The organism is Nocardia aurea (assembly GCF_003123685.1).
GTDB classification, from domain to species: Bacteria; Actinomycetota; Actinomycetes; order Mycobacteriales; family Mycobacteriaceae; genus Nocardia; species Nocardia aurea.
In genome coordinates, this window is record NZ_QCYJ01000130.1 from 91,457 (window position 1) to 113,452 (window position 21,996).

24 protein-coding genes are annotated in these 21,996 nt (G+C 67.2%); 18 read left to right on the plus strand and 6 right to left on the minus strand.

The features are described from left to right. Position 1 precedes the first annotated feature (1 nt). Positions 2-1,525 (plus strand): carboxylesterase/lipase family protein, encoded by a 1,524-nt coding sequence (locus DAT37_RS32540; RefSeq protein WP_109528734.1) that lies wholly within the window; start codon positions 2-4, stop codon positions 1,523-1,525. Here the strand turns inward: DAT37_RS32540 and DAT37_RS32545 are convergent. Next, entirely contained in the window at positions 1,518-2,387 is an 870-nt protein-coding gene (locus DAT37_RS32545; protein ID WP_109529097.1) for an Fpg/Nei family DNA glycosylase, read from the minus strand. The genes DAT37_RS32540 and DAT37_RS32545 overlap by 8 nt on opposite strands. Before the next feature lie 10 nt (positions 2,388-2,397). Further along, entirely contained in the window at positions 2,398-3,183 is a 786-nt protein-coding gene (gene cobF / locus DAT37_RS32550; protein WP_109529098.1) for a precorrin-6A synthase (deacetylating), read from the minus strand. An 89-nt stretch (positions 3,184-3,272) separates the two neighbouring features. On the opposite strand from cobF, the gene DAT37_RS32555 reads away from it, so the two are divergent. The 7 genes from DAT37_RS32555 to DAT37_RS32585 all read left to right on the plus strand — a co-directional run bounded on the left by DAT37_RS32555 (position 3,273) and on the right by DAT37_RS32585 (position 8,979). Beyond that, positions 3,273-4,031 carry a thymidylate synthase gene (locus DAT37_RS32555; RefSeq protein WP_269814821.1) on the plus strand — a complete coding sequence of 253 codons (759 nt, stop codon included), beginning with the start codon at positions 3,273-3,275 and terminating at the stop codon, positions 4,029-4,031. After that, positions 4,028-4,513, plus strand: coding sequence for a dihydrofolate reductase (locus DAT37_RS32560; protein WP_109528736.1), 486 nt, complete (start codon positions 4,028-4,030; stop codon positions 4,511-4,513). The genes DAT37_RS32555 and DAT37_RS32560 overlap by 4 nt, the downstream gene beginning before the upstream one ends. 130 nt (positions 4,514-4,643) lie before the next feature. Beyond that, complete coding sequence (locus tag DAT37_RS32565; protein ID WP_109528737.1) at positions 4,644-4,970, plus strand: cupin domain-containing protein; 327 nt, start codon at positions 4,644-4,646, stop codon at positions 4,968-4,970. A 63-nt stretch (positions 4,971-5,033) separates the two neighbouring features. After that, positions 5,034-6,053: a Dyp-type peroxidase gene (locus tag DAT37_RS32570; protein WP_109528738.1), complete on the plus strand. Its 1,020-nt coding sequence runs from the start codon at positions 5,034-5,036 to the stop codon at positions 6,051-6,053. Beyond that, positions 6,050-6,850: a family 1 encapsulin nanocompartment shell protein gene (locus tag DAT37_RS32575; RefSeq protein ID WP_109528739.1), complete on the plus strand. Its 801-nt coding sequence runs from the start codon at positions 6,050-6,052 to the stop codon at positions 6,848-6,850. The genes DAT37_RS32570 and DAT37_RS32575 overlap by 4 nt, the downstream gene beginning before the upstream one ends. A 63-nt stretch (positions 6,851-6,913) precedes the next feature. Continuing rightward, a complete protein-coding gene (locus DAT37_RS32580) occupies positions 6,914-7,444 on the plus strand; it encodes a hypothetical protein (protein WP_109528740.1) in 531 nt (176 codons plus the stop codon). Positions 7,445-7,548: 104 nt separating this feature from the next. Next, positions 7,549-8,979: a TerD family protein gene (locus DAT37_RS32585; RefSeq protein ID WP_198654572.1), complete on the plus strand. Its 1,431-nt coding sequence runs from the start codon at positions 7,549-7,551 to the stop codon at positions 8,977-8,979. Between the two features lie 70 nt (positions 8,980-9,049). Here the strand turns inward: DAT37_RS32585 and DAT37_RS32590 are convergent, their stop codons facing one another. After that, positions 9,050-9,730 carry a TetR/AcrR family transcriptional regulator gene (locus tag DAT37_RS32590; protein ID WP_109528742.1) on the minus strand — a complete coding sequence of 227 codons (681 nt, stop codon included), beginning with the start codon at positions 9,728-9,730 and terminating at the stop codon, positions 9,050-9,052. A 209-nt stretch (positions 9,731-9,939) separates the two neighbouring features. Here DAT37_RS32590 and DAT37_RS32595 point away from each other — a divergent pair, with 209 nt between their 5' ends. The 4 genes from DAT37_RS32595 (at position 9,940) to DAT37_RS32610 (ending at position 15,166) form a co-directional block, all read left to right on the plus strand. After that, positions 9,940-11,472 carry an amino acid permease gene (locus tag DAT37_RS32595; RefSeq protein WP_109528743.1) on the plus strand — a complete coding sequence of 511 codons (1,533 nt, stop codon included), beginning with the start codon at positions 9,940-9,942 and terminating at the stop codon, positions 11,470-11,472. 132 nt (positions 11,473-11,604) lie between these two features. Then, entirely contained in the window at positions 11,605-12,363 is a 759-nt protein-coding gene (locus DAT37_RS32600; RefSeq protein WP_109528744.1) for a DUF1989 domain-containing protein, read from the plus strand. Next, positions 12,360-12,989 (plus strand): urea amidolyase associated protein UAAP2, encoded by a 630-nt coding sequence (locus tag DAT37_RS32605; protein ID WP_408637470.1) that lies wholly within the window; start codon positions 12,360-12,362, stop codon positions 12,987-12,989. Before DAT37_RS32600 ends, DAT37_RS32605 begins: the two co-directional genes overlap by 4 nt. Before the next feature lie 170 nt (positions 12,990-13,159). Then, on the plus strand, positions 13,160-15,166 hold the full coding sequence (locus DAT37_RS32610; RefSeq protein WP_109529100.1) for a 5-oxoprolinase/urea amidolyase family protein: 2,007 nt from the start codon (positions 13,160-13,162) through the stop codon (positions 15,164-15,166). A 49-nt stretch (positions 15,167-15,215) separates the two neighbouring features. Here DAT37_RS32610 and DAT37_RS32615 read toward each other — a convergent pair whose 3' ends face one another. Beyond that, on the minus strand, positions 15,216-15,743 hold the full coding sequence (locus tag DAT37_RS32615; protein ID WP_232840146.1) for a maleylpyruvate isomerase family mycothiol-dependent enzyme: 528 nt from the start codon (positions 15,741-15,743) through the stop codon (positions 15,216-15,218). A gap of 32 nt (positions 15,744-15,775) precedes the next feature. Between DAT37_RS32615 and DAT37_RS32620 the strand changes: the two genes are divergently transcribed. Both DAT37_RS32620 and DAT37_RS32625 read left to right on the plus strand, forming a co-directional pair. Then, positions 15,776-16,405, plus strand: coding sequence for a hypothetical protein (locus tag DAT37_RS32620; RefSeq protein ID WP_109528746.1), 630 nt, complete (start codon positions 15,776-15,778; stop codon positions 16,403-16,405). Between the two features lie 293 nt (positions 16,406-16,698). Further along, on the plus strand, positions 16,699-17,190 hold the full coding sequence (locus tag DAT37_RS32625) for a hypothetical protein (protein WP_109528747.1): 492 nt from the start codon (positions 16,699-16,701) through the stop codon (positions 17,188-17,190). Positions 17,191-17,236: 46 nt separating this feature from the next. Here the strand turns inward: DAT37_RS32625 and DAT37_RS32630 are convergent, their stop codons facing one another. Continuing rightward, the gene (locus tag DAT37_RS32630; protein ID WP_109528748.1) at positions 17,237-17,854 is read right to left on the minus strand and encodes a TetR/AcrR family transcriptional regulator C-terminal domain-containing protein; all 618 of its coding nucleotides are present in this window, start codon (positions 17,852-17,854) and stop codon (positions 17,237-17,239) included. Positions 17,855-17,924: 70 nt separating this feature from the next. Between DAT37_RS32630 and DAT37_RS32635 the strand changes: the two genes are divergently transcribed. Then, on the plus strand, positions 17,925-18,485 hold the full coding sequence (locus tag DAT37_RS32635) for a peroxiredoxin-like family protein (RefSeq protein WP_198654553.1): 561 nt from the start codon (positions 17,925-17,927) through the stop codon (positions 18,483-18,485). Positions 18,486-18,508: 23 nt separating this feature from the next. Here the strand turns inward: DAT37_RS32635 and DAT37_RS32640 are convergent, their stop codons facing one another. Beyond that, complete coding sequence (locus tag DAT37_RS32640) at positions 18,509-19,090, minus strand: Uma2 family endonuclease (RefSeq protein ID WP_232840147.1); 582 nt, start codon at positions 19,088-19,090, stop codon at positions 18,509-18,511. A gap of 216 nt (positions 19,091-19,306) precedes the next feature. On the opposite strand from DAT37_RS32640, the gene DAT37_RS32645 reads away from it, so the two are divergent. The 3 genes from DAT37_RS32645 to DAT37_RS32655 all read left to right on the plus strand — a co-directional run bounded on the left by DAT37_RS32645 (position 19,307) and on the right by DAT37_RS32655 (position 21,939). Continuing rightward, positions 19,307-20,032, plus strand: coding sequence for a hypothetical protein (locus tag DAT37_RS32645; protein ID WP_109528749.1), 726 nt, complete (start codon positions 19,307-19,309; stop codon positions 20,030-20,032). 260 nt (positions 20,033-20,292) lie between these two features. Beyond that, a complete protein-coding gene (locus tag DAT37_RS32650) occupies positions 20,293-21,258 on the plus strand; it encodes an Rpn family recombination-promoting nuclease/putative transposase (RefSeq protein ID WP_157978820.1) in 966 nt (321 codons plus the stop codon). Between the two features lie 360 nt (positions 21,259-21,618). Beyond that, entirely contained in the window at positions 21,619-21,939 is a 321-nt protein-coding gene (locus DAT37_RS32655; protein ID WP_109528751.1) for a hypothetical protein, read from the plus strand. Positions 21,940-21,996: the final 57 nt, after the last annotated feature.

The following is a 21,996-nucleotide window of genomic DNA, read 5'->3' on the forward strand; positions in this document are numbered from 1 at the left end:
GATGGTGGCATCGACCGAGATCAGGACCGCCGACGGAGTTGTCCGCGGTCAACGGGGCCGCCGCGTTCTGCGCTGGCGATCCCTTCCCTACGCGGCACCGCCCGTGGGCGATATGCGTTTTCGAGCTCCGGGACCGGTGCGGCCGTGGCCCGGGGTCCGTGACGCCACCGCGTTCCGGTTCGCCTCGATGCAACATCGCGACGGCGCGCGCATCGGTCCGAGGCAGTTTCAGCCCACCAGCGAGGACTGCCTGACACTGAATGTCACCGCACCCGCGCAAGCCTCCTCGACACCGCGACCGGTGATGGTTTTCATTCACGGCGGCGGCTATCTCATGGGAACCTCGGCGCTGCGCCTGTACTCCGGTTCTCGGCTCGCGGTACGCGGTGACGTCGTCGTGGTGACGCTGAACTACCGGCTCGGCGCGTTCGGATATGTCGATTTCGGCGAATTCGCGACTCCCGACCGGCCCTTCGAATCCAATCTCGGCCTGCGCGACCAGGTCGCGGCGCTGCGGTGGGTGCGACGCAATATCGCGGCCTTCGGCGGCGACCCCGACAATGTCACCGTGTTCGGCGAATCGGCGGGCGCGCACGCGGTGCTGGCGCTGCTGGCGACGCCCGACGCGGCCGGTCTTTTCCACCGCGCGATCGCGCAGAGCCCGCCCGCGGACTGGACGCTGAGCACCCACGACGCACGCGCGTTCGCCCGACGCTGTCTCGACGCGCTCGGAGCCACCACCGCCGACGCCGCGCACGCGCTGTCCGACGCCTCGGCCAACGAGATCCGCAAAGCCGTCGAACGCACCATCGGCACCGTCATGCGTGAACAACCCGGCTCGTTTCCGGCCTGTCCCGTCATCGACGACGACTACCTGCCTCGGGATCCGCTCACCGCGCTCGCCGACGGGTCGGCACACCGGGTGCCGCTGATCATCGGCACCTGCCGCGACGAGGGCGCGCTGTTCGCGAGATTCGCCGACCGACTCCCCACCCGCCCCGACCGCCTGCGCGCGGCTCTGGCCGGATCCGACGAGGAGATCGTGTCGAGGATCTTCGACGCCTATCCCGGCTTCCCCGAGGCGAAGGCCGCGATCGGCGCGGGCGGCGACTACGTCTTCTGGCGTCCCACCCTCACCGCGATGGAGGGTCACAGCCGACACGCGCCGACCTACGCCTACCGCTACGATTTCGCCCCGCGCGCGCTGCACCTCGCCGGCGTGGGCGCCACCCACGCCACCGATCTGATTCCGGTGTTCGGGGCGGGCGAAACACCCTTCGGGCGGGCGATCACCGCGGCGGGCGGACGTCGCGGTCTCCAGGCCGTGACCCGCCAATTCCAGGACAACTGGCTCGAATTCGCCCGCACCGGCACACCGTTGCCGTCCTGGCCCGTCTATACCGCGGCCAGGCGCACCACGCTGCTCATCGACCACCCCACCCGCCTGGAGAACGACCCCGATCGGGCCAAACGCCTGGCGTGGCGTGATCTCCACGTCGCGACACCGAGCCGACGCGCTATTTGAGCAACCGCGACATCCGACGGTCGGCGAGAATCTTGCCGCCGGTCTGGCAGGTCGGGCAGTACTGGAAGGACCGCTCGACGTAGGAGACTTCGCGGACGGTGTCGCCGCAGACGGGACAGGGCAGGCCGGTGCGCGCGTGCACCCGCATCCCCGACCGCTTCTCCCCCTTGAGGCGGGCCGCGTCCTGGCCGACCGACCGCGCGACGGCGTCGGTGAGTATCGCGCGCATGGCGTGATACAGCTCGGAGACCTTCTCGGCGGGCATGGTCGCGGTATTGGCGAAGGGCGAGATCTTCGCCGCGTGCAGGATCTCGTCGGAATAGGCGTTGCCGATACCGGCGATCAACGTCTGCTCGACGATGGCCGTCTTGATCCGCTGCGAGGTGCCGCGCAGGATCTCGGTGAACTGCTCCTCGGTGAGTTCGAGCGCGTCCGGTCCGAGTCGCGCGATACCGGGGACGAGCGACGGATCGTCGACGATGTAGACCGCGAGACGTTTCTTGGTTCCGGCCTCGGTGAGGTCGAAGGCGGGCGTCGCCCCCTCGGGGGTGAAGAAATGCACCCGCAGCGCCAATGGGCTCTTACCGCCGGGTTTCGGCGGCGTCGGACTCGGTTCGTCGATCCAGCGCAGCCAGCCGCCCCGCGACAGATGCGTGATGAGCCAGAGCCCGCCGCATTCCATGCCGAGGAATTTCCCCCACCGGCCAGCCCCGGTGACGTCGCGGCCGGACAGGGCCGTCACCGGCGGATCGAAGGTCTTGACCGCGCTCAGCGCCGCCACGTCGACGCGACCCACCACGGCGCCGACCGCATGCTCCCGAAGGAACTGCGCCAACGCCTCCACTTCGGGTAGCTCGGGCACGCCTGCCAGATTACCGACCACCACCGACAGAAGCCGGGCGAACGGATCCGTTACCCGGTCGATCGCGCCGCAGCAGATAGATATCCATGATCCAGCCCTTCGCCGCGCGCAGACGCGCCCGCTCCTCGACGATCCGAGCCTCCACCGCGCGCAGCGGGCCTTCGATCAGCGTTTCGTCGGGCATGCCGAGGTAGGCGCCCCACCAGATGTGGACGTCGTCGCCGGGAACCTCGGTGAACGAGCATTCGCCGTCCAGCATGACCAGCGCGGATTCCTCCAGCCCCGTCTCGCGCAAGCGCCTTCCGGTGGTGATGTGGACGGGCTCGCCGATGCGGTGCAACACCATCCGATGCCGGGCGGCGAGGGCCTGTGCGCTGGTGATCCCGGGAATCACCTCGTAATCGAATTTCTCGGCTCCGCGCTCCAGCACCCGTTCGATCATGCGCAGCGTGCTGTCGTAGAGCGACGGATCACCCCAGACCAGAATGCCACCGATCCCTTCCGCTTCCGCGAAGGCCGCTTCCAGCAGCGCCGAACGGCGATCGTGCCAATCCTCGACGACACCCTGATAATCGGCGGGTGTGCGGTCGCGCGGCGGATCGGTGATCTCCACGACGCGGTAGGGCCGGTCCATGTGCTCGGTCAGCATCGCGGTGCGCACGTCGACGAGTTCGCTCTTGTCGTCGCCTTTCCCGATCACGAAGAACACCTCGACCTGCCGCATGGCCTTGACGGCCTGCATCGTCACCTGGTCGGGATCACCGGCCCCGATGCCGATCACGTAGAGCTTGCGCATGGTCGAGAGCTTGCCAGGTGGGGCGATCAGTAAGCTCATCAGGCGTGACGACCACCGATACGCAGTACGAGGACCTGCTCCGGCTGGTCATGGCGTCCGGCACCGCGAAAGCGGACCGTACCGGCACCGGCACCCGCAGCGTCTTCGGCCATCAGCTGCGCTACGACCTGTCGGAGACCTTCCCGCTGATCACCACCAAACGGGTGCATCTCAAATCGATCGTCTACGAGTTGCTGTGGTTCCTGCGCGGGGATTCCAATGTCGGCTGGTTGCGCGAGCACGGCGTCAGCATCTGGGACGAGTGGGCAGACGCGAACGGCGAACTCGGCCCGGTCTACGGCGTGCAGTGGCGTTCGTGGCCCACCCCCGACGGCACCCATATCGACCAGATCTCGCAGGTGCTGCACACCCTGCGCACCGACCCGGATTCGCGCCGCATCATGGTCTCGGCGTGGAATGTCGCCGACCTGGACAAGATGGCGCTCGCGCCGTGCCACGCGTTCTTCCAGTTCTACGTCGCCGACGGCAGACTCTCGTGCCAGCTGTATCAGCGCAGCGCCGACCTGTTCCTCGGCGTGCCGTTCAATATCGCCAGCTACGCCCTGCTCACCAGGATGGTGGCCCAGCAGACCGAACTGGAACCGGGTGAGTTCATCTGGACCGGCGGCGACTGCCATATCTACGACAATCACGTCGACCAGGTCACCGAACAACTGAGTCGCGAGGCCTACCCGTTCCCGACGCTGAATCTGCGACCGGCGCCCACTTTGTTCGATTACGCCTACGAGGACGTGGAAGTGGCGGGTTACCGGTACCACCCGGGCATCAAGGCGCCGGTGGCCGTGTGAAATCGGTCGGTCTGATCTGGGCGCAGTCCCCGACGGGGGTCATCGGGTATCGCAACACCATTCCGTGGCGGGTGCCCGAGGATATGGCCAATTTCAAATCGGTGACGATGGGTCATCCGGTCGTCATGGGCAGGCGGACGTGGGATTCGCTGCCGCCGCGATTTCGTCCGCTCGACGGGCGACGCAATATCGTGGTGTCCCGCGACGCCGAGTGGTCGGCCGATGGCGCCGAACGCGCCGCGTCGGTGCCCGAGGCGTTGGAACTGACCGGGCAGGATCGCGTCTGGATCGCCGGAGGTGGTGAGATATACCGTGCGGCAATGGATCTCGCGACCGAGCTCCTGGTGACCGAGGTCGATACCGACGTCGATGGCGACGCCTACGCCCCCGTCATCGGCCCCGAATGGCGGACCGAACAGGACGCGCCGTGGCACACTTCCCGCACCGGCACCCGCTTCCGCATCCGGCGCTACACTCGCTGATCCGCCGAACACGCCGTCGACGGGGCGAGGGCTCCAAACCCGTCGCACGGCAAACTCCGGTCGGGCATACTCCTGATTATCAGCCGGTCACACAGCCCTGCACCGGCCGATGCAACGCGAAAGGCGATCCATGGACAAGAAATCGCTGACCGCGGTCGCTCGCCAACAATTGAAGTTGGCCGCGACCGCTACGAGCGGGCGCAGTTCGCAAACTCTCTACGGCGGCCACGCGCACAGCCTGCGCCAGACGGTCGTCGGCCTGTCCGCGGGCCAGAGTCTCGCCGAACACGACAATGCCGGTGACGCGACGCTGTTGGTGATCAGCGGCACGCTCACCCTGATCAGCGGCGCCAACGAGTGGAAGGGTTCCGCGGGCGATCTGCTCGTCGTCCCGAAGGCGCGCCACAGTGTCAAAGCCGTGGACGACGTGGCCTTTCTCCTGACGGTCGCCAAGTAGCCCGAACCCCGACACGCCCGTGCGCGTGCGGCGCGGCACAGCGCTACATCTAGGCTGTTGATCATGGTTGAGCCGCAGCCGATTCTCGAACCGCTGACACCGGCCGCGATCTTCCTCGTCGCCACCATCGACGAGGGCGGGGAGCAGACGGTGCGCGACCTGCTCGCCGATCTGCCCGGTCTGCGGCGTTCGATCGGATTCCGTATGCCCGGCGCCGGGCTGGTCTGCAACACCTCGATCGGCAGCCAGGCGTGGGACCGCCTCTTCGACGGCCCGCGTCCCGCCGAACTGCATGTGCTTCCCGAATTCGTCGGCGACCACCACCGCGCCCCGTCGACCCCCGGCGACCTGCTGTTCCACATCAAATCCGAATTCCAGGACATCTGCTTCGAATTGGCGATGACGCTCGGCGACCGGCTCGCGGGCGCGGTCACCATCGTCGACCAGACCGTGGGCTTCCGGTATTTCGAACAGCGCGATCTGCTCGGTTTCGTGGACGGCACCGAGAATCCGGAGGGCAACGCGGCGATCGCGGCGGCCCTGATCGGTGACGAGGACCCCGATTTCCGCGGCGGCAGTTATGTCGTCGTGCAGAAATACCTGCACACCATGGCGGAATGGCGCGCGCTGTCGATCGAGGAGCAGGAGCGTGTGATCGGGCGCACGAAATTGGACGATTTCGAGCTCTCCGACGAGGACAAGCCCGCGAATTCGCACGTCGCGGTGAACACCCTCGTCGACGAGGACGGCAACGAACGCCAGATCGTGCGCGCGAACATGCCCTTCGGCAGCGTTCGCGACGGTGAATTCGGTACGTACTACATCGCTTACGCGGCCACGCCGAGCGTCACCGAGGAGATGCTGTCGCGGATGTTCGTCGGCACCGAGGACGCGGCCTACGACCGGATCCTGGATTTCTCGATCGCAATCACCGGCACCCTGTTCTTCACTCCCCCCACGGATTTCTTCGAAGACCTGCCCGCGGCGCCGGCGGCGGCGCGGGAATCTTCCGCACCCGAAATGGTTCGAGGTAATGACAGCGGATCACTCGGCATCGGCACCCTGAAAAGGAGTAGGACATGAACAACCTCCATCGCGAACTAGCGCCGATCACCGAGGAAGCCTGGTCGGCGATCGAGGAAGAGGCCACCCGCACGTTCAAACGGCATATCGCGGGTCGCCGGGTGGTCGACGTGTCGGGCCCGCACGGCACGGACTACTCCGCCGTCGGACTGGGGCGCACCACTCCGATCGCGGCTCCCGACCAGGGCGTGCAGGCCCGTCAGCGCGTGGTCGCGCCGCTGGTGGAGTTGCGGGTGCCGTTCTCGCTCTCGCGCGAGGAACTCGACAATGTCGAGCGCGGCGCCAACGACGCCGATCTGGACGCGGTCAAGGACGCGGCGCGCAAGATCGCCTTCGCCGAGGATCGCGCGATCTTCGAGGGGTACGCGGCCGCGGGGATCACCGGTATCAGGGCCAGCGCGTCCAATCCGGCGATCAATGTGCCCGACGATCCGAAGCTGGTGCCCGAAGCGGTCACGCAGGCGTTGAGCGCCCTGCGCCTGGCCGGTGTCGACGGGCCGTATTCGGTCCTGCTGAGCGCCGACCTCTACACGGCGGTCAGCGAGACCTCCGATCACGGCCACCCGATCCGCACCCATATCGAACGCCTGATCCCCGAGGGCGAGATCATCTGGGCTCCCGCCATCGACGGCGCGTTCGTGCTCACCACCCGCGGCGGCGATTTCGACCTGCGGATCGGCCAGGACGTCTCGATCGGCTACCTGGCGCACAACGCCGAGACCGTCGACCTGTACTTCCAGCAGAGCCTGCAATTCCTGGTCTATACCGCCGAGGCCGCGGTCGCGCTGCAAGCCTGATCCGATACCCGCGCGTCCGCCTCCGGGCGCGCGGTACGGTGGCCGCACCCAGTGGGAGGCGGTATGACGATGGTGCGCGCGGGCGTGGTTCCGAATCGACGAGTTGCCCTGTACGCCGGGCTCGGCGTCGCGGTGACGGCGGGCGTCTGCGCGGCCGTCGTCTTCGGTTTCGGTGTGAACCGGGTGTTCACCGGGTTGCTGGCCGGGGCCGTCGCCGGTATCGCGGTGCTGGTCCGGCTGTTCGGGCGGGACGCGATCGTGCTCACCGACGGCGCGATCTACCGGCGCACGCCGTGGTCGGAGACCAGCATCGACTGGGACCGGGTGGTCGCGGGACGTTTCACCCTCGACGAGCGTGAACGCTGGTCGCTCGCGCTGGATCTGGCCGGCGGCGACGAGCGGCACGGCGAACTGGTGCTGCTGTCCATCCCGCCGGTGATCCGGCCGGTGGCGGGCGCCTACGACCTGCGTAAACGCGAGCAGGTCGGCGAGATTCGGGAAATCTTGCGACGCAAGCGGATTCCGGTCATGGTCCTGCCCGACATCGCGAAGGCGCTCGACGCGCACTGGCAGGTCGCGCCGCCGACACGCTGAGCGGTCGCGCCGCACGGACGCGGCCGACACGCGGGGGGTGGGTCACCCACCCCAGGGGTGGGTGACGAGCGGCGAGGTATTCATATACGTTGGCAGCTGTGTCGATGATGAAGGGCGCCAACGTACCAGTGCCGATGTCCGCGGTACGCGTCGAGCTGGGGTGGCAATCGGGTCCAGGTGTTCCTGACGCGGACGCGTCCGCGTTGTTGCTGGCGGGGGGAAAGGTCCGCTCCGACGACGACTTCGTTTTCTACAACCAGGCGCAGCACCCGTCGGGAGCGGTGCGCCACGAGGGCAAACAGCAGGGTCCCACGGTGATCGACGCGCTGTCGGTGAATCTGGCGCAGGTCGAACCGTCGATCGAGACCGTCGTCATCGCGGCATCGACCGACGGCGGCACCTTCGGCCAGTTCCACGGCCTGTACGTGCGCGTGCTCGACGCGAGCAACGGCGCCGAGGTGGCGCGGTTCGACAGCACCGGCGCCACCACCGAGACCGCGTTCGTCCTCGGTGAGCTGTACCGCAGGCAGGGCGCGTGGAAGTTCCGCGCGGTCGGGCAGGGGTACGCGTCGGGTCTGGGCGGACTGGCGACCGACTTCGGCATCTCGGTCGACGACGAGCCCGCGCAGCAGGCGGCGCCCGCGCAGCAGTACACGCCGCCGCCACCGCAACAGCAGTACGCCCCGCCGCCACCTCCTCAGCAGCAGTACGCGCCCCCGCCACCGCAGCAGTACGCGCCGCCCCCGCAACAGCAGTACGCCCCGCCGCCTCCCCCGCCGCAGCAGTACGCGCCGCCGCCGAACCAGCAGTACGCGCCGCCGCCACCGCCGCAGCAGCCGTTCCAGCAGCCGCCGCAGCAGTTCGCGCCGCCGCCCACCGGTGGGGCGCCGGTGAATCTGAGCAAGATCTCGCTGACGAAGGAGGCGCCCTCGGTCTCGCTGACCAAGCAGGGCGCGACCGGCGGCACCATGCGGGTCAACCTGAACTGGACCTCGCCGCAGTCCAATCGTGGCGGCGGCCTGTTCGGCCGCAAACGCGGCGGCGGCGGTATCGATCTGGATCTCTGCTGCTTCTTCGAACTCGCCGACGGCCGGATCGGCTCGGTGCGTGCCCTTGACCGCTCCTTCGGCGATCTGCATCAGCCGCCCTATATCCGGCTCGATCAGGACGACAGGACCGGCGCCAACGCCAACGGCGAGAACCTCGACATCAACCTCGATTTCACCCGCCAGTTCCGCCGTATCCTGGTCTTCACCTCGATCTACGAGGGCGCCAACGATTTCCGTGGCGTCCACGCGACGGTGACCCTGTACCCGGTGAACTCGGCGCCGATCGAGATGACGCTCGACGGTTGCATGGACGATTCCCGCGACGCGGTACTCGCCCATATCGAGAACATCAACGGCGAACTCGTGGTCCGGCGCGAAGGCACCTTCATCCGGCCGCCCGCCGGACGCCCCGGCGCCGGTGTCATGGAGATCGCTCAGCGCTACAACTGGGATTTCGGTTTCAAGGCCGGTCGCGGCAAGGGCTGATTCGTACGCGAAGAGGGCCCGGCGGTTTCGGACCGCCGGGCCCTCTTCGCGTGGAGTGGCACCGCGTCGCTCAGCCCAGTGGCAACCGTGCGTCGAGCCGATCGAGCAGTCGGCCCGCCGCTTCGCGTGCCTCGTCCAGATCCCCGGTCCAGCCGAGCATCCGCAGGGTCGCGTCCGGGATGGTGCGCTCGGCGTACTCGGGGGCGGCGCCTTCGTCGGAGCGGATGCTGATGACCGTCTCGACCAGCCGGAACGGCAGCGCTTCGGCGCCGGGGATGCCCGCGACACCCGCCTCGGCGATCACCTGTCCCGCGAAAGCCTCGTAGTGGCCGCGCAATTCGTCACGGCGCAGCCGGAAGACGGCGAAACGTTCGGAGCGGACCTCGGGCAGCAGGTACAGCGCGCCGAGATTCCACTGCGCGGCGCAGAGTTGCCTGACATCGAACCAGGCCAGGGTGTAGAGGCAGGTCGCGGCGGGTTCGGCGAGGTCGCGCATGCTCGCGGCCAGTTCCAGTGGCGTGGCGATGGTTTCGGCCAGTAGCGCGTCGAGGATGTCGTCCTTGGCGGCGAAGTGGTGGTACAGCGAGGCCTGTCTGATACCGACGGCGTCGGCGACCGCGCGGGTCGAGGTGGTGGCGTAGCCGTTGGTGGTGAACAGTTCGCCGGCCGCGTCGAGGATTTCCGCGCGCGGTGTCCTACCGCGGCGCGTTCGCTGTTCCAGACGGGGACGGCCGGGGCCAGGGTTTGCCACCTGCCCATTCTGGCACCGTCACCGTGCGGCGCGATCGGCGCAGTGGGCCGAGCACGGTCGGGTGAGAGGTTTCTGTCATTTGATAGAAACTCCGGCAACACAGAAGTTACGGGGGTTACCGCAAGCGATACACGCAGGTCACCGAATGAGCGATCGAAAACGCAAAACTGTCATCTGACAGGTATTGGCCGCTCGCCGAAGGACCGCACATGGCCACGACAACTTCCCCGCCCGCTCCCACCGACCTCACCAAGGACAGCGCCGATCTCGAAAGCTTCGGCTACCAGCCGGTGCTGCACCGCAAACTCGGACGCTACGCGTCCTTCGCGGCCGGATTCTCGTTCGTCTCCATCCTCACCACCATCTTCCAGTTCTTCGGACTGGGTTACTCCTTCGGCGGCGCCGCGTTCTTCTGGACCTGGCCCATCGTGTTCGCCGGACAACTTCTCGTCGCGCTGAACTTCGCCGAGCTAGCCGCCCGCTACCCGATTTCGGGCTGTATCTACCAGTGGTCGCGCAGACTCGGCGGCGAGATCGTGGGCTGGTTCGCCGGATGGATGATGGTGATCGCCCAGGTCGTCACCGCGGCCGCCGCGGCCATCGCGCTCCAGGTGGTGCTGCCGTCGATCTGGAGCGGATTCCAGATCATCGGCGAGGACAGCGCCCTCACCTCGTCCTCCGGGGCGAGTAACGCGGTCCTGCTCGGCAGCATCCTGCTGGTCGTCACCACCACGATCAATGTCATCGGCATCGATCTGATGGCGAAGATCAACTCGATCGGCGTCACCGTCGAGATCATCGGCGTCGCCGCGATCATCGCGCTGTTCTTCGTCAACACCGAACGCGGCCCCGGCGTCGTCTTCGAGACCGATCAGGCCGCACCGGGTCCGTACTGGTCCGCCTTCCTGATCTCGGGCCTGATGGCCGCCTACGTCATGGTCGGATTCGACTCGGCGGGCGAACTGTCCGAGGAGACGAAGAATCCGCGCACCGTCGCACCGCGCACCATCCTCACGGCGCTGTCGGTATCGGCGCTCGGCGGCGGCCTGCTGCTGCTCGGCGCGCTCATGGCCGCACCGAGCCTGACCGACGGCTCGCTGGCCACCGAGGGCCTCGCCTACGTGCTGACCGCCAAACTCGACAGCGCGCCCGGCAAGATCCTGCTCGGCTGCGTCGCCGTGGCGATCATGGTCTGCACCCTGGCGATCCAGACCGCGGGTTCGCGCCTGATGTTCTCGATGGCCCGCGACGGCAAACTGCCCTTCGCCAAGCAGCTCGCGGCCGTGCATCCCCGCTACGGCACTCCGATGCTGCCCGCGATCGTCATCGGGGTGCTCGGCATCGGCCTGCTGGTGCTCAATCTGGGTAACGGCGCGATCTTCGCGACGCTGGCCAGCGTCTGCATCGTCTCGCTCTACCTGGCCTACCTGCTCGTCACCGTGCCGCTGCTGATCCGCCGGATCAAGGGTTGGGACGACGAGGCCGATCCGTCGCTGTTCTCGCTGGGCCGCTTCGGGATTCCGATCAACGCGCTCGCCGTGGTCTGGGGTATCGGGATGGCGATCAACCTGGCCTGGCCGCGTGCCGAGGTCTACATCCCCAGCGGTGGCGGCTGGTGGATGCAGTGGGCCGCACCGCTGTTCGTGCTCGTGGTGATCGCCGTGGGCCTGGTCGTGCACCGACTGGTCGTCGCGAAACCGCGCGGCGCCGATATGCCGGAGGCCGTGGCGCAACCCGCGTAGTCCTCCTCGGTCGGGTGGCGGGCACGGGACCGCCCGCCACCCGGCCACCTCCCGGGGCCACCGGCGCCGCTGGACCGAACTCGCCGTCCCTCCGCCCCGCACCGCGGACGGACATTCCGAAGGGAGCACACCATGACCGAAAAGGGGACCGCGTCCACCGAGGGCGCACGCTCACACGCCCGAGCGCAGGCCGCCGCCGCGACGATCGCGCGCCCGGACCTGCCCGAGCACATCGCACCGTCGAAGATCACCTGGGACCGACGTATTCCGTCCGGCGGCTACACCAACGTCGTGCTCGGCCGCGGCACCAGGATCCGGCTGGGCGACCCGGCGGGCGCGGCCTGCGCGCACCTGCTGCTGCTGCGGGCCGACGCGCCGTGGGAACGACTCAATGTCGCCGACACGATGAAGGTGCCGTGGCAGGCGTATCTGTCCTCCGGTCATCCACTGCTCTCCGATCAGGGGCGGGTGCTCGCCACCCTGGTCGGGGACACCTCCGGTCACCACGACACCCTGTGCGGCCCTTCCGACGAGGCCCGCGCGCTGCTGCGGCTCGCGGGCGTCAAACAGGGTCTCGCACCGCGTGATATCGCCCCGAGCGTGACCTTCTTCCGCGGCGTCCGCGTCGAATCCGACGGGGCGCTGACCCCCACGGGCAGCAGCGGTCCCGGCGCGACCGTCGAACTGCTGGTGCACCTGCCGGTGATCCTGCTGGTCGCCAACGCCCCGCATCCGCTGGACCCGCGCCCCACCACCGAACTCGACGTCGTCGTCTGGTCCGCACCCGAGGATCTCGCCGACGTCCCCGACTCCGGCCCCGAATATCAACGGGCAGTGCAGAACACCGAAGCGGCCTGGACCGCCGCGATGAACCAGGAGGCAGTGGCGTGACCGGCACCATCGCGGCATCGACCCGCACCATCGTGCTCGACGAGACCGTCCCCGCCTGCGCCCCCTGGTCGACGGTGGTGCGCGCGGGCGACGAACTCGAGGTCATCGACCTGCACGGCAACCAGGCCGTCGACTGCCTGCTGTACTCCGCCGCCGACCACACCGACCGCTACAGCGCGCAGGCGACGATCACCGCGCAGCGCAACATCTTCCTCACCACCGGCAGTGTGCTGCGCACCGATATCGGCACCGCGCTGATGACGGTGGTCGCCGACGAGGTCGGCAATCACGACACCATCGCGGGTGCGTGCTCGCAGGAATCCAACACCCTTCGCTACGGCCACCACACCCGCCACCAGCACGCCTGCGTGGAGAACTTCCTCGTCGAGGCCATGAAATGGGGGCTGGGCAAACGCGATCTCGTGTCGAATATCAACTGGTTCATGAATGTGCCGGTGGAGGCGGACGGCACCCTCGGCATCGTGGACGGGTTGTCCGCGCCCGGCAAGAAGGTCACGCTGCGGGCCGAGATCGACACGCTGGTGCTGGTGTCGAATTGCCCGCAGATCAACAATCCCTGCAACGGTTTCGATCCGACGCCGGTGCGAATGGTGGTGTCGCGATGAATGTCGTCCAGATGATCCCGGATCACGCGCTCACCGAATCCGATCCGGATGTGCGGCTGTCCGGAACCGATGTGGGCGCGGTCGATTCGTCCGGCGCGCGCATCGGTGCGGCAGTCTCGGGCGCCACCGAGGCCACCGATGTCGAGGCCCCCTCGATCGGGGCAACCGAAATGGGAGCTATCGGGGTCGAGACCGGCGAAGTCGGCGTCGAAGATGCCGAGGCAGCCTGCGTCGAGGTCGTACGTCCCGGCATGCTGACCACCGTGCAGGACTGGCCGGGCCGCGTCGGCTACTGGCATGTCGGCGTGCCGCCGTCGGGGCCGATGGACGATCTGTCGTTCCGGCTCGGCAACCGGGTGCTCGGCAATGCCGAGGGCGCGGGCGGGCTCGAATGCACCCTCGGCGGTCCCGCGCTGCGATTCGCCGAAGCCAGGTGGGTCTGCGTGACCGGCGCTCCGGCGGCGGTGACCGTCGACGGCGTGCCCGTCGAACTGTGGCGCACCGTACTGGTGCCCGCCGGTGGCGTTCTCGATATCGGCACCGTCCTCGGACCCGGTATGCGCACCTACGTGCTCATCGAGGGCGGCATCGAATTGCCCGAATACCTGGGCAGTATCGCGACATTCACCCTCGGCAGATTCGGTGGCAGCGCCGGTGGCGCGCTGCGCGCCGGGGAGCGGCTGCCGCTCGGCGCGCCCACCCGGCGGATCGCGCCCGCGGTACCGATGGGCGATCAGCCGGTCTTCGGCCGTCGCTGGGAACTGGCGGTGACCGAGGGACCGCACGGCGCACCGGAGTTCTTCACCCGCGCAGATTTCGACACCATCATCGGCACCGATTACGAGGTGCATTTCAATTCCGACCGCACCGGCGTCCGACTCATCGGCCCCAAACCGGAATGGGCAAGGACCGATGGCGGCGAGGCCGGTCTGCACCCGTCGAATATCCACGACACCGCGTATTCGGTCGGCGCGCTGGACTTCACCGGCGACACCCCGATCCTGCTCGGTCCGGACGGACCGAGCCTGGGCGGCTTCGTCTGCCCGGTCACCGTGGTCGCGGCCGAACGCTGGAAACTCGGTCAGCTCGCACCAGGCGACGCCGTGCGATTCGTCCCCATCCGCCGCGAACACGCGGCCCCACTGGCAGCGCTGGGCGCGGGCAGGCGTGCGGCCTGGCCTTCGGTGCTTTCGGTCGGCGGCGACGGTGACGACGGCGTACTGCGCCGCGCCGACGTCGACGACGAGATCGGCGTCACCTACCGCAGAGCGGGCGATGACGGTGTCCTCGTCGAATACGGCGCGATGACACTGGATCTCGGCCTGCGCGCCCGCGTGCACGCCCTCCACGAACATCTGCTGGCGGCAGGTGTGCGCGGGGTGACGGAACTGACCCCCGGCGTGCGTTCACTCCAGATCCGGGTGGACCCCGGGGTGCTGCCGATTCCCACGCTGCTGCGTTTGCTTGCCGAAGCCGAACAGCATCTGCCCGCCGCCGACGAACTCGTGGTGCCGAGCCGCACCGTCCACCTCCCCCTGTCCTGGGACGACCCTTCCACCAGGGAGGCGATCACCCGCTACATGCACGGTGTCCGCTCCGACGCGCCGTGGTGCCCGTGGAATATCGAATTCATCCGCCGGATGAACGGTCTCACCACCGTCGACGACGTCTACGCCACGGTATTCGGCGCCGAATACCTGGTTCTCGGCCTCGGCGACGTCTATCTCGGTGCGCCGGTGGCGACTCCGATCGACCCGCGCCATCGCCTGGTCACCACGAAATACAACCCCGCCCGCACCTGGACCCCGGAGAACGCCGTCGGCATCGGCGGCGCCTACCTGTGCATCTACGGTATGGAAGGCCCTGGCGGCTACCAGTTCGTCGGACGCACCACCCAGGTGTGGAACCACCGCGCCACCGAATCCCCTTGGCTGCTGCGGTATTTCGACCGGATCAGTTGGTATCCGGTGGAGGCCGACGAACTCATGGACATGCGAGCCGATTTCGCCGCGGGCAAGGTGGATGTCAACTCCGAGGACGGCGAATTCCGTTTGGCGGACTATCGGCGATTCCTGGCCGACAACGCCGCGTCCATCGAAGAATTCCGCGCGGTGCAGGCCGACGCGTTCACCGCCGAGCGGGAATCGTGGCGGCTGGCCGGTGAGTTGAAGGACTGACGGGCCGCCCGAACGGTCCGCGCCCACACGGAACGGACCGTTCGTCCACCTACCGCGCTCGATCCCGGACCGCGCGCGATTGTGCCGCGCCGTCGCCGGTGAGCCGTTCCAGGGCGGTCTCACGGCCGGTGGTCAGCAGGAGCAGGGCGTCGACGGGACCTTCGACGCGGTCCCCCTCACCTTCTGCCCAGGCACAGTCGGTGGCGATCAGACGGTAGCCGCCCAATTTCTCGCGGGCACGGAACGGCCTGGCCGTACCCCATACGCGGTCCAGGGCCGTTCGCGCGGCGACGACCGGCATCTGCCTGCGTATTCCGAGCGGTATCGCGATGTCCTGGCCGTGGACCAGCAGATCCATGAGGCGATCGGTGGGGGTGGTTCCGAGCGGGGTGGAGCGTGCGTCGATGGTGGCGCGCAGCTCGGTGCGCAACCGCGCGGTGGTGCGGTCATCGGCGTGGCGGATCGCGGTATCGCGGACCAGCCGGTCGAAGTTGCCCCGCGCGCGGATCAGGCCCTTCAGAATCGTCGCGATATCGGCATCGGCGGACAGCACCAGGTGCGCGACGACGTCGCGCACGCGCCACTCGGCGCACAGCGACGGGTGGTCCCATGTCGAATCCGGCAGCGGTGTCGATCACCGATGCCCTCGCCGCGGAACGTCGCGCGCTCGATACCGAGCTGGGTGCGCTCACCTGGCGACGGGCTTCGCTGCTCGCCGTCGAGAACGCGACACCCGCCGAGCGGGCGACAAGGGTGGCCCAGCTCGCGGCCGTGCAGGATCGTCACGGCGCCTACGACGAACTCGTCGCGTTCTGGAGTCGGCTGCTCGCCCCGCTGCCGTCCGCGACCTTCGACGGTTTCGTCTCGATGAATATTCCCGCCCCGCCCGCGAATCCCACCGCCGCGCACGTCCTCGCCTACGCCGAACTCGCCACCACGATCACCGATCCGGCGATGGCACACGCCATGACACGTCAGCTGTGGCGGATCGACGATACGGACGTCGGCGACAAACGCGCGCTGATCACCGGAGTGGCCGAAGCCTGTGAGGTCGTCGGCCCCCTGGTCGAGGCGCGGATCGCGCCGCGATCGGGAGCCGAACTCGATCGCTTCCTCGCCGCGCACGCCGCCGCCAGGGGTGAACCCGATTCGCCGCGCCTGCGCCGCCGACTCCTGTCCGCGGGCGCGGCACACCACTGGCTGTATCGAGCACTGGCGCTGTCCACCGAACGACAGTGACCCACCGAAACCCAGTGCCGAGATGGACAATCCGGATGTTTTCGATCATGATCTGAAACGGCTCCGTCATCGGAGTCGTTCACACGGGGAGATTCTCAGATGTATCGCTCGGGCCGAGGCGCCTTCGATGACCGCTGTCTTATCGCGGTGCACGGACTACGCGCGGCAAATTCCGTATAGAGCTCGGCACAACGGTATTTCGGATTCGCCGTCGTGCGGACCCTCGCGGAGAGACGAGCGCTTCCCGCATCGAATACAGCAATGGTGTCGACGGCACCACAGAGGAGCAACCCATGCCCTACGAAGACTATCCGCCATATCCGAGCACCGATTCGTCGCAGTATCCACCGGATCGGTACGCGGGTATCCCGACCCCACCGCACATGACGGGCGGACAGTACGGCGATCCCTGGTCTTCACACCTGGCCACGATGCCGGGCACCGTCAGGACGGCGCAGATCATCGCGTGGATCATGGGTGCGCTCGGCATCGTTCTCATCGGGGTCGCCATGGCGGCGCGCGGGGGCGAATTCGCCGGACAGATCGCCGCGGGATTTCTGTTGCCGATAGGCCTGAGCGGATGCGCGTTCAATTTCGGTAGCGGCAAGAACGGGCTGCGGATCACCGCGATCGTCGTGGCCTCGCTACAAGGTTTGTTCAGTCTCGGCGGCATGGCAACAATGCAGCCACCCGGCCTGCTCGGGATCGTCACCGGCGTCACGATCGCTTGTCTGCTCGCGGGCAAATCCGCCAAACAATGGTTCTCCCGACCGCGATTGATCTGATATCGACATGAATTCGCGCGTCGAATGATCCCCGGCGTGTCTCGAATCAGTCGGGCGGTCGGAGTCCGCGCAGCACGATCTCCACACCGCCGCGGAATTCGTCGTCCACCGATATCGAACGCGCCTCCCCGGCGGTGCGGACCAGGAGCGGGAACTCGTCGGTCGACATCGCCGCCATCGCCGCCGTTCCCGGGCCCCGCAGGGAGGCGTAGTGCTCGTTCTGTAGGAATCCGAGCAGGAAAGAGATGATCGCGCGCTGGGCGATCACCCGCGCCGCGCCGTCGAATCCGCCGTCGGTGAGGACCGCCAGCGTGGTCTCGATGTAGCGCATCGTCGCCACCGACGCCTGTCGGTGCCGCAGGACGAGCGGAACGGTTTCGGGATGCGCCGCGACCGCGTCTCGCATGCGGTGCAGCAGCAGCGACAAGCGGTCGCGCCAGTCGGTTCCGGCGGGCAGTGACAGGTCGAGCGGGTCCATCACCAGGTCGACGACGAGCACTTCCAACTGCTCCCGGTCGGCGACGTAGCGGTACAGCGCCATGGTCGCCATGCGCAATTCCTGGGCGACCGCCCGCATGGTGAGCGCGGCGAGCCCGTCGCGGTCGATCACGGCGAGTGCGGCGGTGGCGAGATCGGCGGTGGTCAGGGAACGGGGACGTGGCACGGGTTGACAGCGTACAAGGTACGCGCATACTGGTCGTAGGCGTACGTGATACACCTACGGAAGGAAACCGATGTCCCTGCCCGTCCGAATCCCAGCCCGCACCCTCACCGCCATCTCCGGCGCCCCGGTACCCGTCCCCGATCCCGACTGCGTGATCCACCTGCAATTCCGCAGATTCGCCGGCTGCCCCGTGTGCAATCTGCACCTGCGCTCCATCGCCGCCAGGCACGACGAGATCAACGCCGCCGATATCCGCGAGGTCGTCGTATTCCATTCCAGCGCGGTGGAATTACGCAAATACACCGCCGACCTCCCCTTCGCGGTGATCGCCGACCCCACCCGAACCCTCTACCGCGAATTCGGCGTCGAATCCGCACCCCGCGCCCTCCTGAACCCTCGGGCCTGGCCGACGATCGTCCGCGCCGTCGCCGCCGAACTCCGCGCTGCCCGCACCCCCGGCCACATCCGCCCACCCACCACCCCGGAAGGCGGACGCCTCGGCCTACCCGCCGATTTCCTCATCGCCCCCGACGGCCGGGTACTCGCTTCCAAGCACGGCGACCATGCCGACGACCAGTGGTCCGTCGACGAACTCCTGAACCTCGCCCCCACCCGCGAACTTCCCCGCTAGGCGACCAGCGGCCGGAACTTCGGTCAAGGCATGAGCGATGCCGGGTCGACGGTGAACTCGAAAGGCGAGCGCAGCGTCACCGTCTCACCGGCGGCGACGCGGCGGGTCGGCTCATAGGTTTTGTCGGTGCCGAGGACGTAGGCGAACAGGACCGGCAACGACTCACCCGGTAGTTGCCCCTTGAAGGGATTGATCTCGAACCGCCAGTAGTTGGGGATCCCCGCTTCGGCGTACAGAACCGGCTTGACCATTCGATCCTGGAGCGTCGTCGATTTCGATACGACTTCCACCGCGAGTTCGACCTGTTCGACAGGAATGCCACGTGCGTCCATCGGTATCGGGCCCGTGGCCGCCACGAGATCGGGTATCGGCTGATCGTCCCCGATCAACACACCCACACCTTGGAGGACGACGTAATCGGAGGGCAGGGCGCGATCCAGCGACCGCTCCAGCCATTTGATCAACCACTGATGACGTGGTTTCGGAGAAGCGTTCACGACGAGCTGGCCATTCAGCACCTCGTACCGGAGTCCGTCTTCGGGCATCTGATCGAGATCCGCGGCAGTCCAACGGTCGGACTTGGGAGTCGGCATGGGCATCGCCATCGGAACACCTCCAACCTCGCTGAGCAGGAGCGACCCGTCCGAGTCTAGTCCACGCAGCTCCGGGTGGCCGTCGGTCGGCCCGACCGAGGCTCGGAGTCCTGTCGGAGGCCACGACTACCTTCTGGCCTAGCCACCGATCGGGTACCCGGCCGGACGATATCCGGCTGTACCGAGATTCACCAGCATCGGAAATGTAGATGACAGACCAGACCTCGGGTGCGATCAGCGAACTCCTGGATCGGCACCCTGGTGGTGACGCTGCCCTCGGATTTCACGGGCGGGGAATCGGTGGTCGAGCATCGCGGCGAGAAGGCGAGCGACCGGGGATCGCCGGGTGAGCTCGGGGTCCTCGCCTTCTGCGCCGACTGTCACCACAAGGCGGCACTACCGGTGACCGATGGTTTCCGAATCTCATTGACCTACAACCTGATCGCGAGTGGACGCACTGCGGCGAGCGGCGATCAGACGGCGGTCGCCGCACCGGCAGGACACCTACGTGAGCATTTCTCCACACCGATACCGGTGCCGACCCGGCTCCGGGACGGCCGACCCGCGTCCCGTCCACCGCTCCGGCTCGTCCATCTCCTCGATCACCGGTATTCCCGGCGCGGGTTCGGGTGGGATCGACTCGAGGGCTTCGAATACGAGGCACACGAGGGAGCCCTTCCCGTCGACCACCCCGATCGGATCGAAACGGCGCGATTGGGCGAGGATTTCGGTTCGAACGCCACGCTGACATGGTGGATCGACCGGTCGGGAAATGCCGGGTCACCGGTCGACATCTCGATTTCCGAAGTCGAGATATGCTCCGGTACAGAGGAATCCGCGCACCAGCTGTTCGCCACGGAATCGGCGGGGTACATGGGCAACGAAGGCGACACGATCGATCGCTGGTACCGATGCGCGGCAATCGTGGTGCAGCCTCGAACCGCACAACTGTAGGCCGCCGGCGCTATCTGCTGCGTCCACTCGCGAAGCGGCGGACCGCGTCGCGGGCTACATACTCCGTCGCCCCTCCCGAGGAATGAAGCGGCCGAGTCCGACGCACACCGACGAATCGGCCCATGCCGGAACTCAACCCGCCGATCAAGGGTCGTCATCGACGACGCGCGGACCCGTCGCTACGAGACACCCCGATCCGATCGGACCGTGTGGCGCAACCCCGAGATAGGCGACCGACATCCGATGTAGCTTTCGCGCTCGTGCCCGCCAACCCATCGAGTCCGCACGACGCGTACTTCCGGCGCGTCTTGTCCGTCCCCGCCAACGCCGCCAGCGAAATCCGCGACACGATCCCGGAACCCCTGATCGGCCGGATCGACTGGGACCGTATGGAACTACAACCCGTCAGCTTCGTCTCCGACCAACTCGATTCCCGCTTCAGCGACATCCTGTACCGCACCCGCCTCGATGGCCACACCGCCTACATCTATCTCCTCGTCGAGCATCAGAGCCGTAGCGACCGGTTCATGGCGTTGCGGATCATGGAATATCTGGTCAACATATGGAACCAGCACCGTCACCAGTATCCGGACCAGGAGACCCCGCCCGCAGTGCTGCCGCTGGTCGTGCACAGCAACGGCACCGGCCGCCGCTGGAACGCCCCGACCGAACTATCGGAGTTGATCGACCTCGACCCGGCCGCGCGGGCTGCCCTGGCCCCATACCTGCCACGCCTGCGGTTTCTCCTCGATGACGTCGCCGCCCTCGATCTGCCCGCACTCCTGGCCCGAGACCTGACCCCGGCGACGCGCGTCATGCTCGCCCTGCACAAGATCGCGCCACGGAATACCGACCCGAGATCGGATATTCTGAAGCTGATCGACGACTTGCGCGTCCTCGCCTCGGGTCCGGACGGTATCGCGGAACTGCAGGTCGTGATGACCTATATTTTGCTGGTCGGCGATTTCGCCGAGGCCGATTTCGATCTGTTGATCGACCGGCTCGGTCCACGCGCTAAGGAGGCCCTGATGACGACCGCTGAACGACTCCGCGCCGAAGGCCAGGTCGAGGGCGCTGCAAAAGTGTTGACCCACCTGCTCACCGTCAGGTTCGGCGCCCTTCCACCGGCAACTATCCACACGATCCGGACCGGCCAACTTACTCAGATCGAGACCTGGACCGCCCGTGTCCTAACCGCCACCACCCTCGGCGAAATCTTCGTCTGATCCACCCGACACCAGACTCCATAGGTGCCACCTCGAACACAGTGCGAGGGCACCTGGGAATCATCGATGAGTGGAACGGGCCACGCCGGGGTAACCCCGCATCGGTCTGTCCGGCACGATCTCTGATCGACTGTCGCACCGGACGTGCGGTTTCGCGCCCATGCCCACCGCCCCATCGAGTCTGCACGACACGCACTTCCGTTCCCGCCTACACCTCCTGCGGGATCGCTGAAGCGACCACTGAACTAGACGCCGTGTTCGCCTACAGTTCGAGCATCCAGCCGTTCAACCTACACAAGCGAAAGCCGGAATTGAAGACATTCGAGGCTTCCACCGGCACGATGAAATTGGGGTCACCAGATGTTCGCTGTGGAAGCCGCTGGAACAAGGACCGAACTTACCGATCGACTCGATCCACGCGCGAAGGAGGTCCTCGAACTCGCTGTCGAACAACTCCACACCCAAGGCTATGGCGGAACCTATGTCAGATGGTATTGCGAGGGCTATGTCGAAGGCTATGTCAGAGGCTATGCCGAAGCGCTGATCGAACTGCTCACCGCCAAGTTCGGGACACTTTCCCCGGCGACGATCCACACCATCCAGATCGAGGGAATTCCAGAACTCCGCACCTGGACCACCCGCGTCCTCACCGCCACAACCCTCGACGAAATCTTCGCCTGAGTGGTGCGGTCACCCGCTGGTCCGGGAAAATTCTTCCCGGACCGGCGGTGAGCGCGA

Coding starts and splice junctions, on each gene's coding strand:
- DAT37_RS32540 (WP_109528734.1), top strand. CDS start 2: ATGGTGGCATCGACCGAGATCAGGACCGCCGACGGAGTTGTCCGCGGT.
- cobF (WP_109529098.1), bottom strand. CDS start 3,183: ATGCGCAAGCTCTACGTGATCGGCATCGGGGCCGGTGATCCCGACCAG.
- DAT37_RS32555 (WP_269814821.1), top strand. CDS start 3,273: ATGGCGTCCGGCACCGCGAAAGCGGACCGTACCGGCACCGGCACCCGC.
- DAT37_RS32565 (WP_109528737.1), top strand. CDS start 4,644: ATGGACAAGAAATCGCTGACCGCGGTCGCTCGCCAACAATTGAAGTTG.
- DAT37_RS32570 (WP_109528738.1), top strand. CDS start 5,034: ATGGTTGAGCCGCAGCCGATTCTCGAACCGCTGACACCGGCCGCGATC.
- DAT37_RS32575 (WP_109528739.1), top strand. CDS start 6,050: ATGAACAACCTCCATCGCGAACTAGCGCCGATCACCGAGGAAGCCTGG.
- DAT37_RS32580 (WP_109528740.1), top strand. CDS start 6,914: ATGACGATGGTGCGCGCGGGCGTGGTTCCGAATCGACGAGTTGCCCTG.
- DAT37_RS32585 (WP_198654572.1), top strand. CDS start 7,549: ATGATGAAGGGCGCCAACGTACCAGTGCCGATGTCCGCGGTACGCGTC.
- DAT37_RS32595 (WP_109528743.1), top strand. CDS start 9,940: ATGGCCACGACAACTTCCCCGCCCGCTCCCACCGACCTCACCAAGGAC.
- DAT37_RS32600 (WP_109528744.1), top strand. CDS start 11,605: ATGACCGAAAAGGGGACCGCGTCCACCGAGGGCGCACGCTCACACGCC.
- DAT37_RS32610 (WP_109529100.1), top strand. CDS start 13,160: ATGGGAGCTATCGGGGTCGAGACCGGCGAAGTCGGCGTCGAAGATGCC.
- DAT37_RS32620 (WP_109528746.1), top strand. CDS start 15,776: ATGTCGAATCCGGCAGCGGTGTCGATCACCGATGCCCTCGCCGCGGAA.
- DAT37_RS32625 (WP_109528747.1), top strand. CDS start 16,699: ATGCCCTACGAAGACTATCCGCCATATCCGAGCACCGATTCGTCGCAG.
- DAT37_RS32635 (WP_198654553.1), top strand. CDS start 17,925: ATGTCCCTGCCCGTCCGAATCCCAGCCCGCACCCTCACCGCCATCTCC.
- DAT37_RS32640 (WP_232840147.1), bottom strand. CDS start 19,090: ATGGCGATGCCCATGCCGACTCCCAAGTCCGACCGTTGGACTGCCGCG.
- DAT37_RS32655 (WP_109528751.1), top strand. CDS start 21,619: ATGTTCGCTGTGGAAGCCGCTGGAACAAGGACCGAACTTACCGATCGA.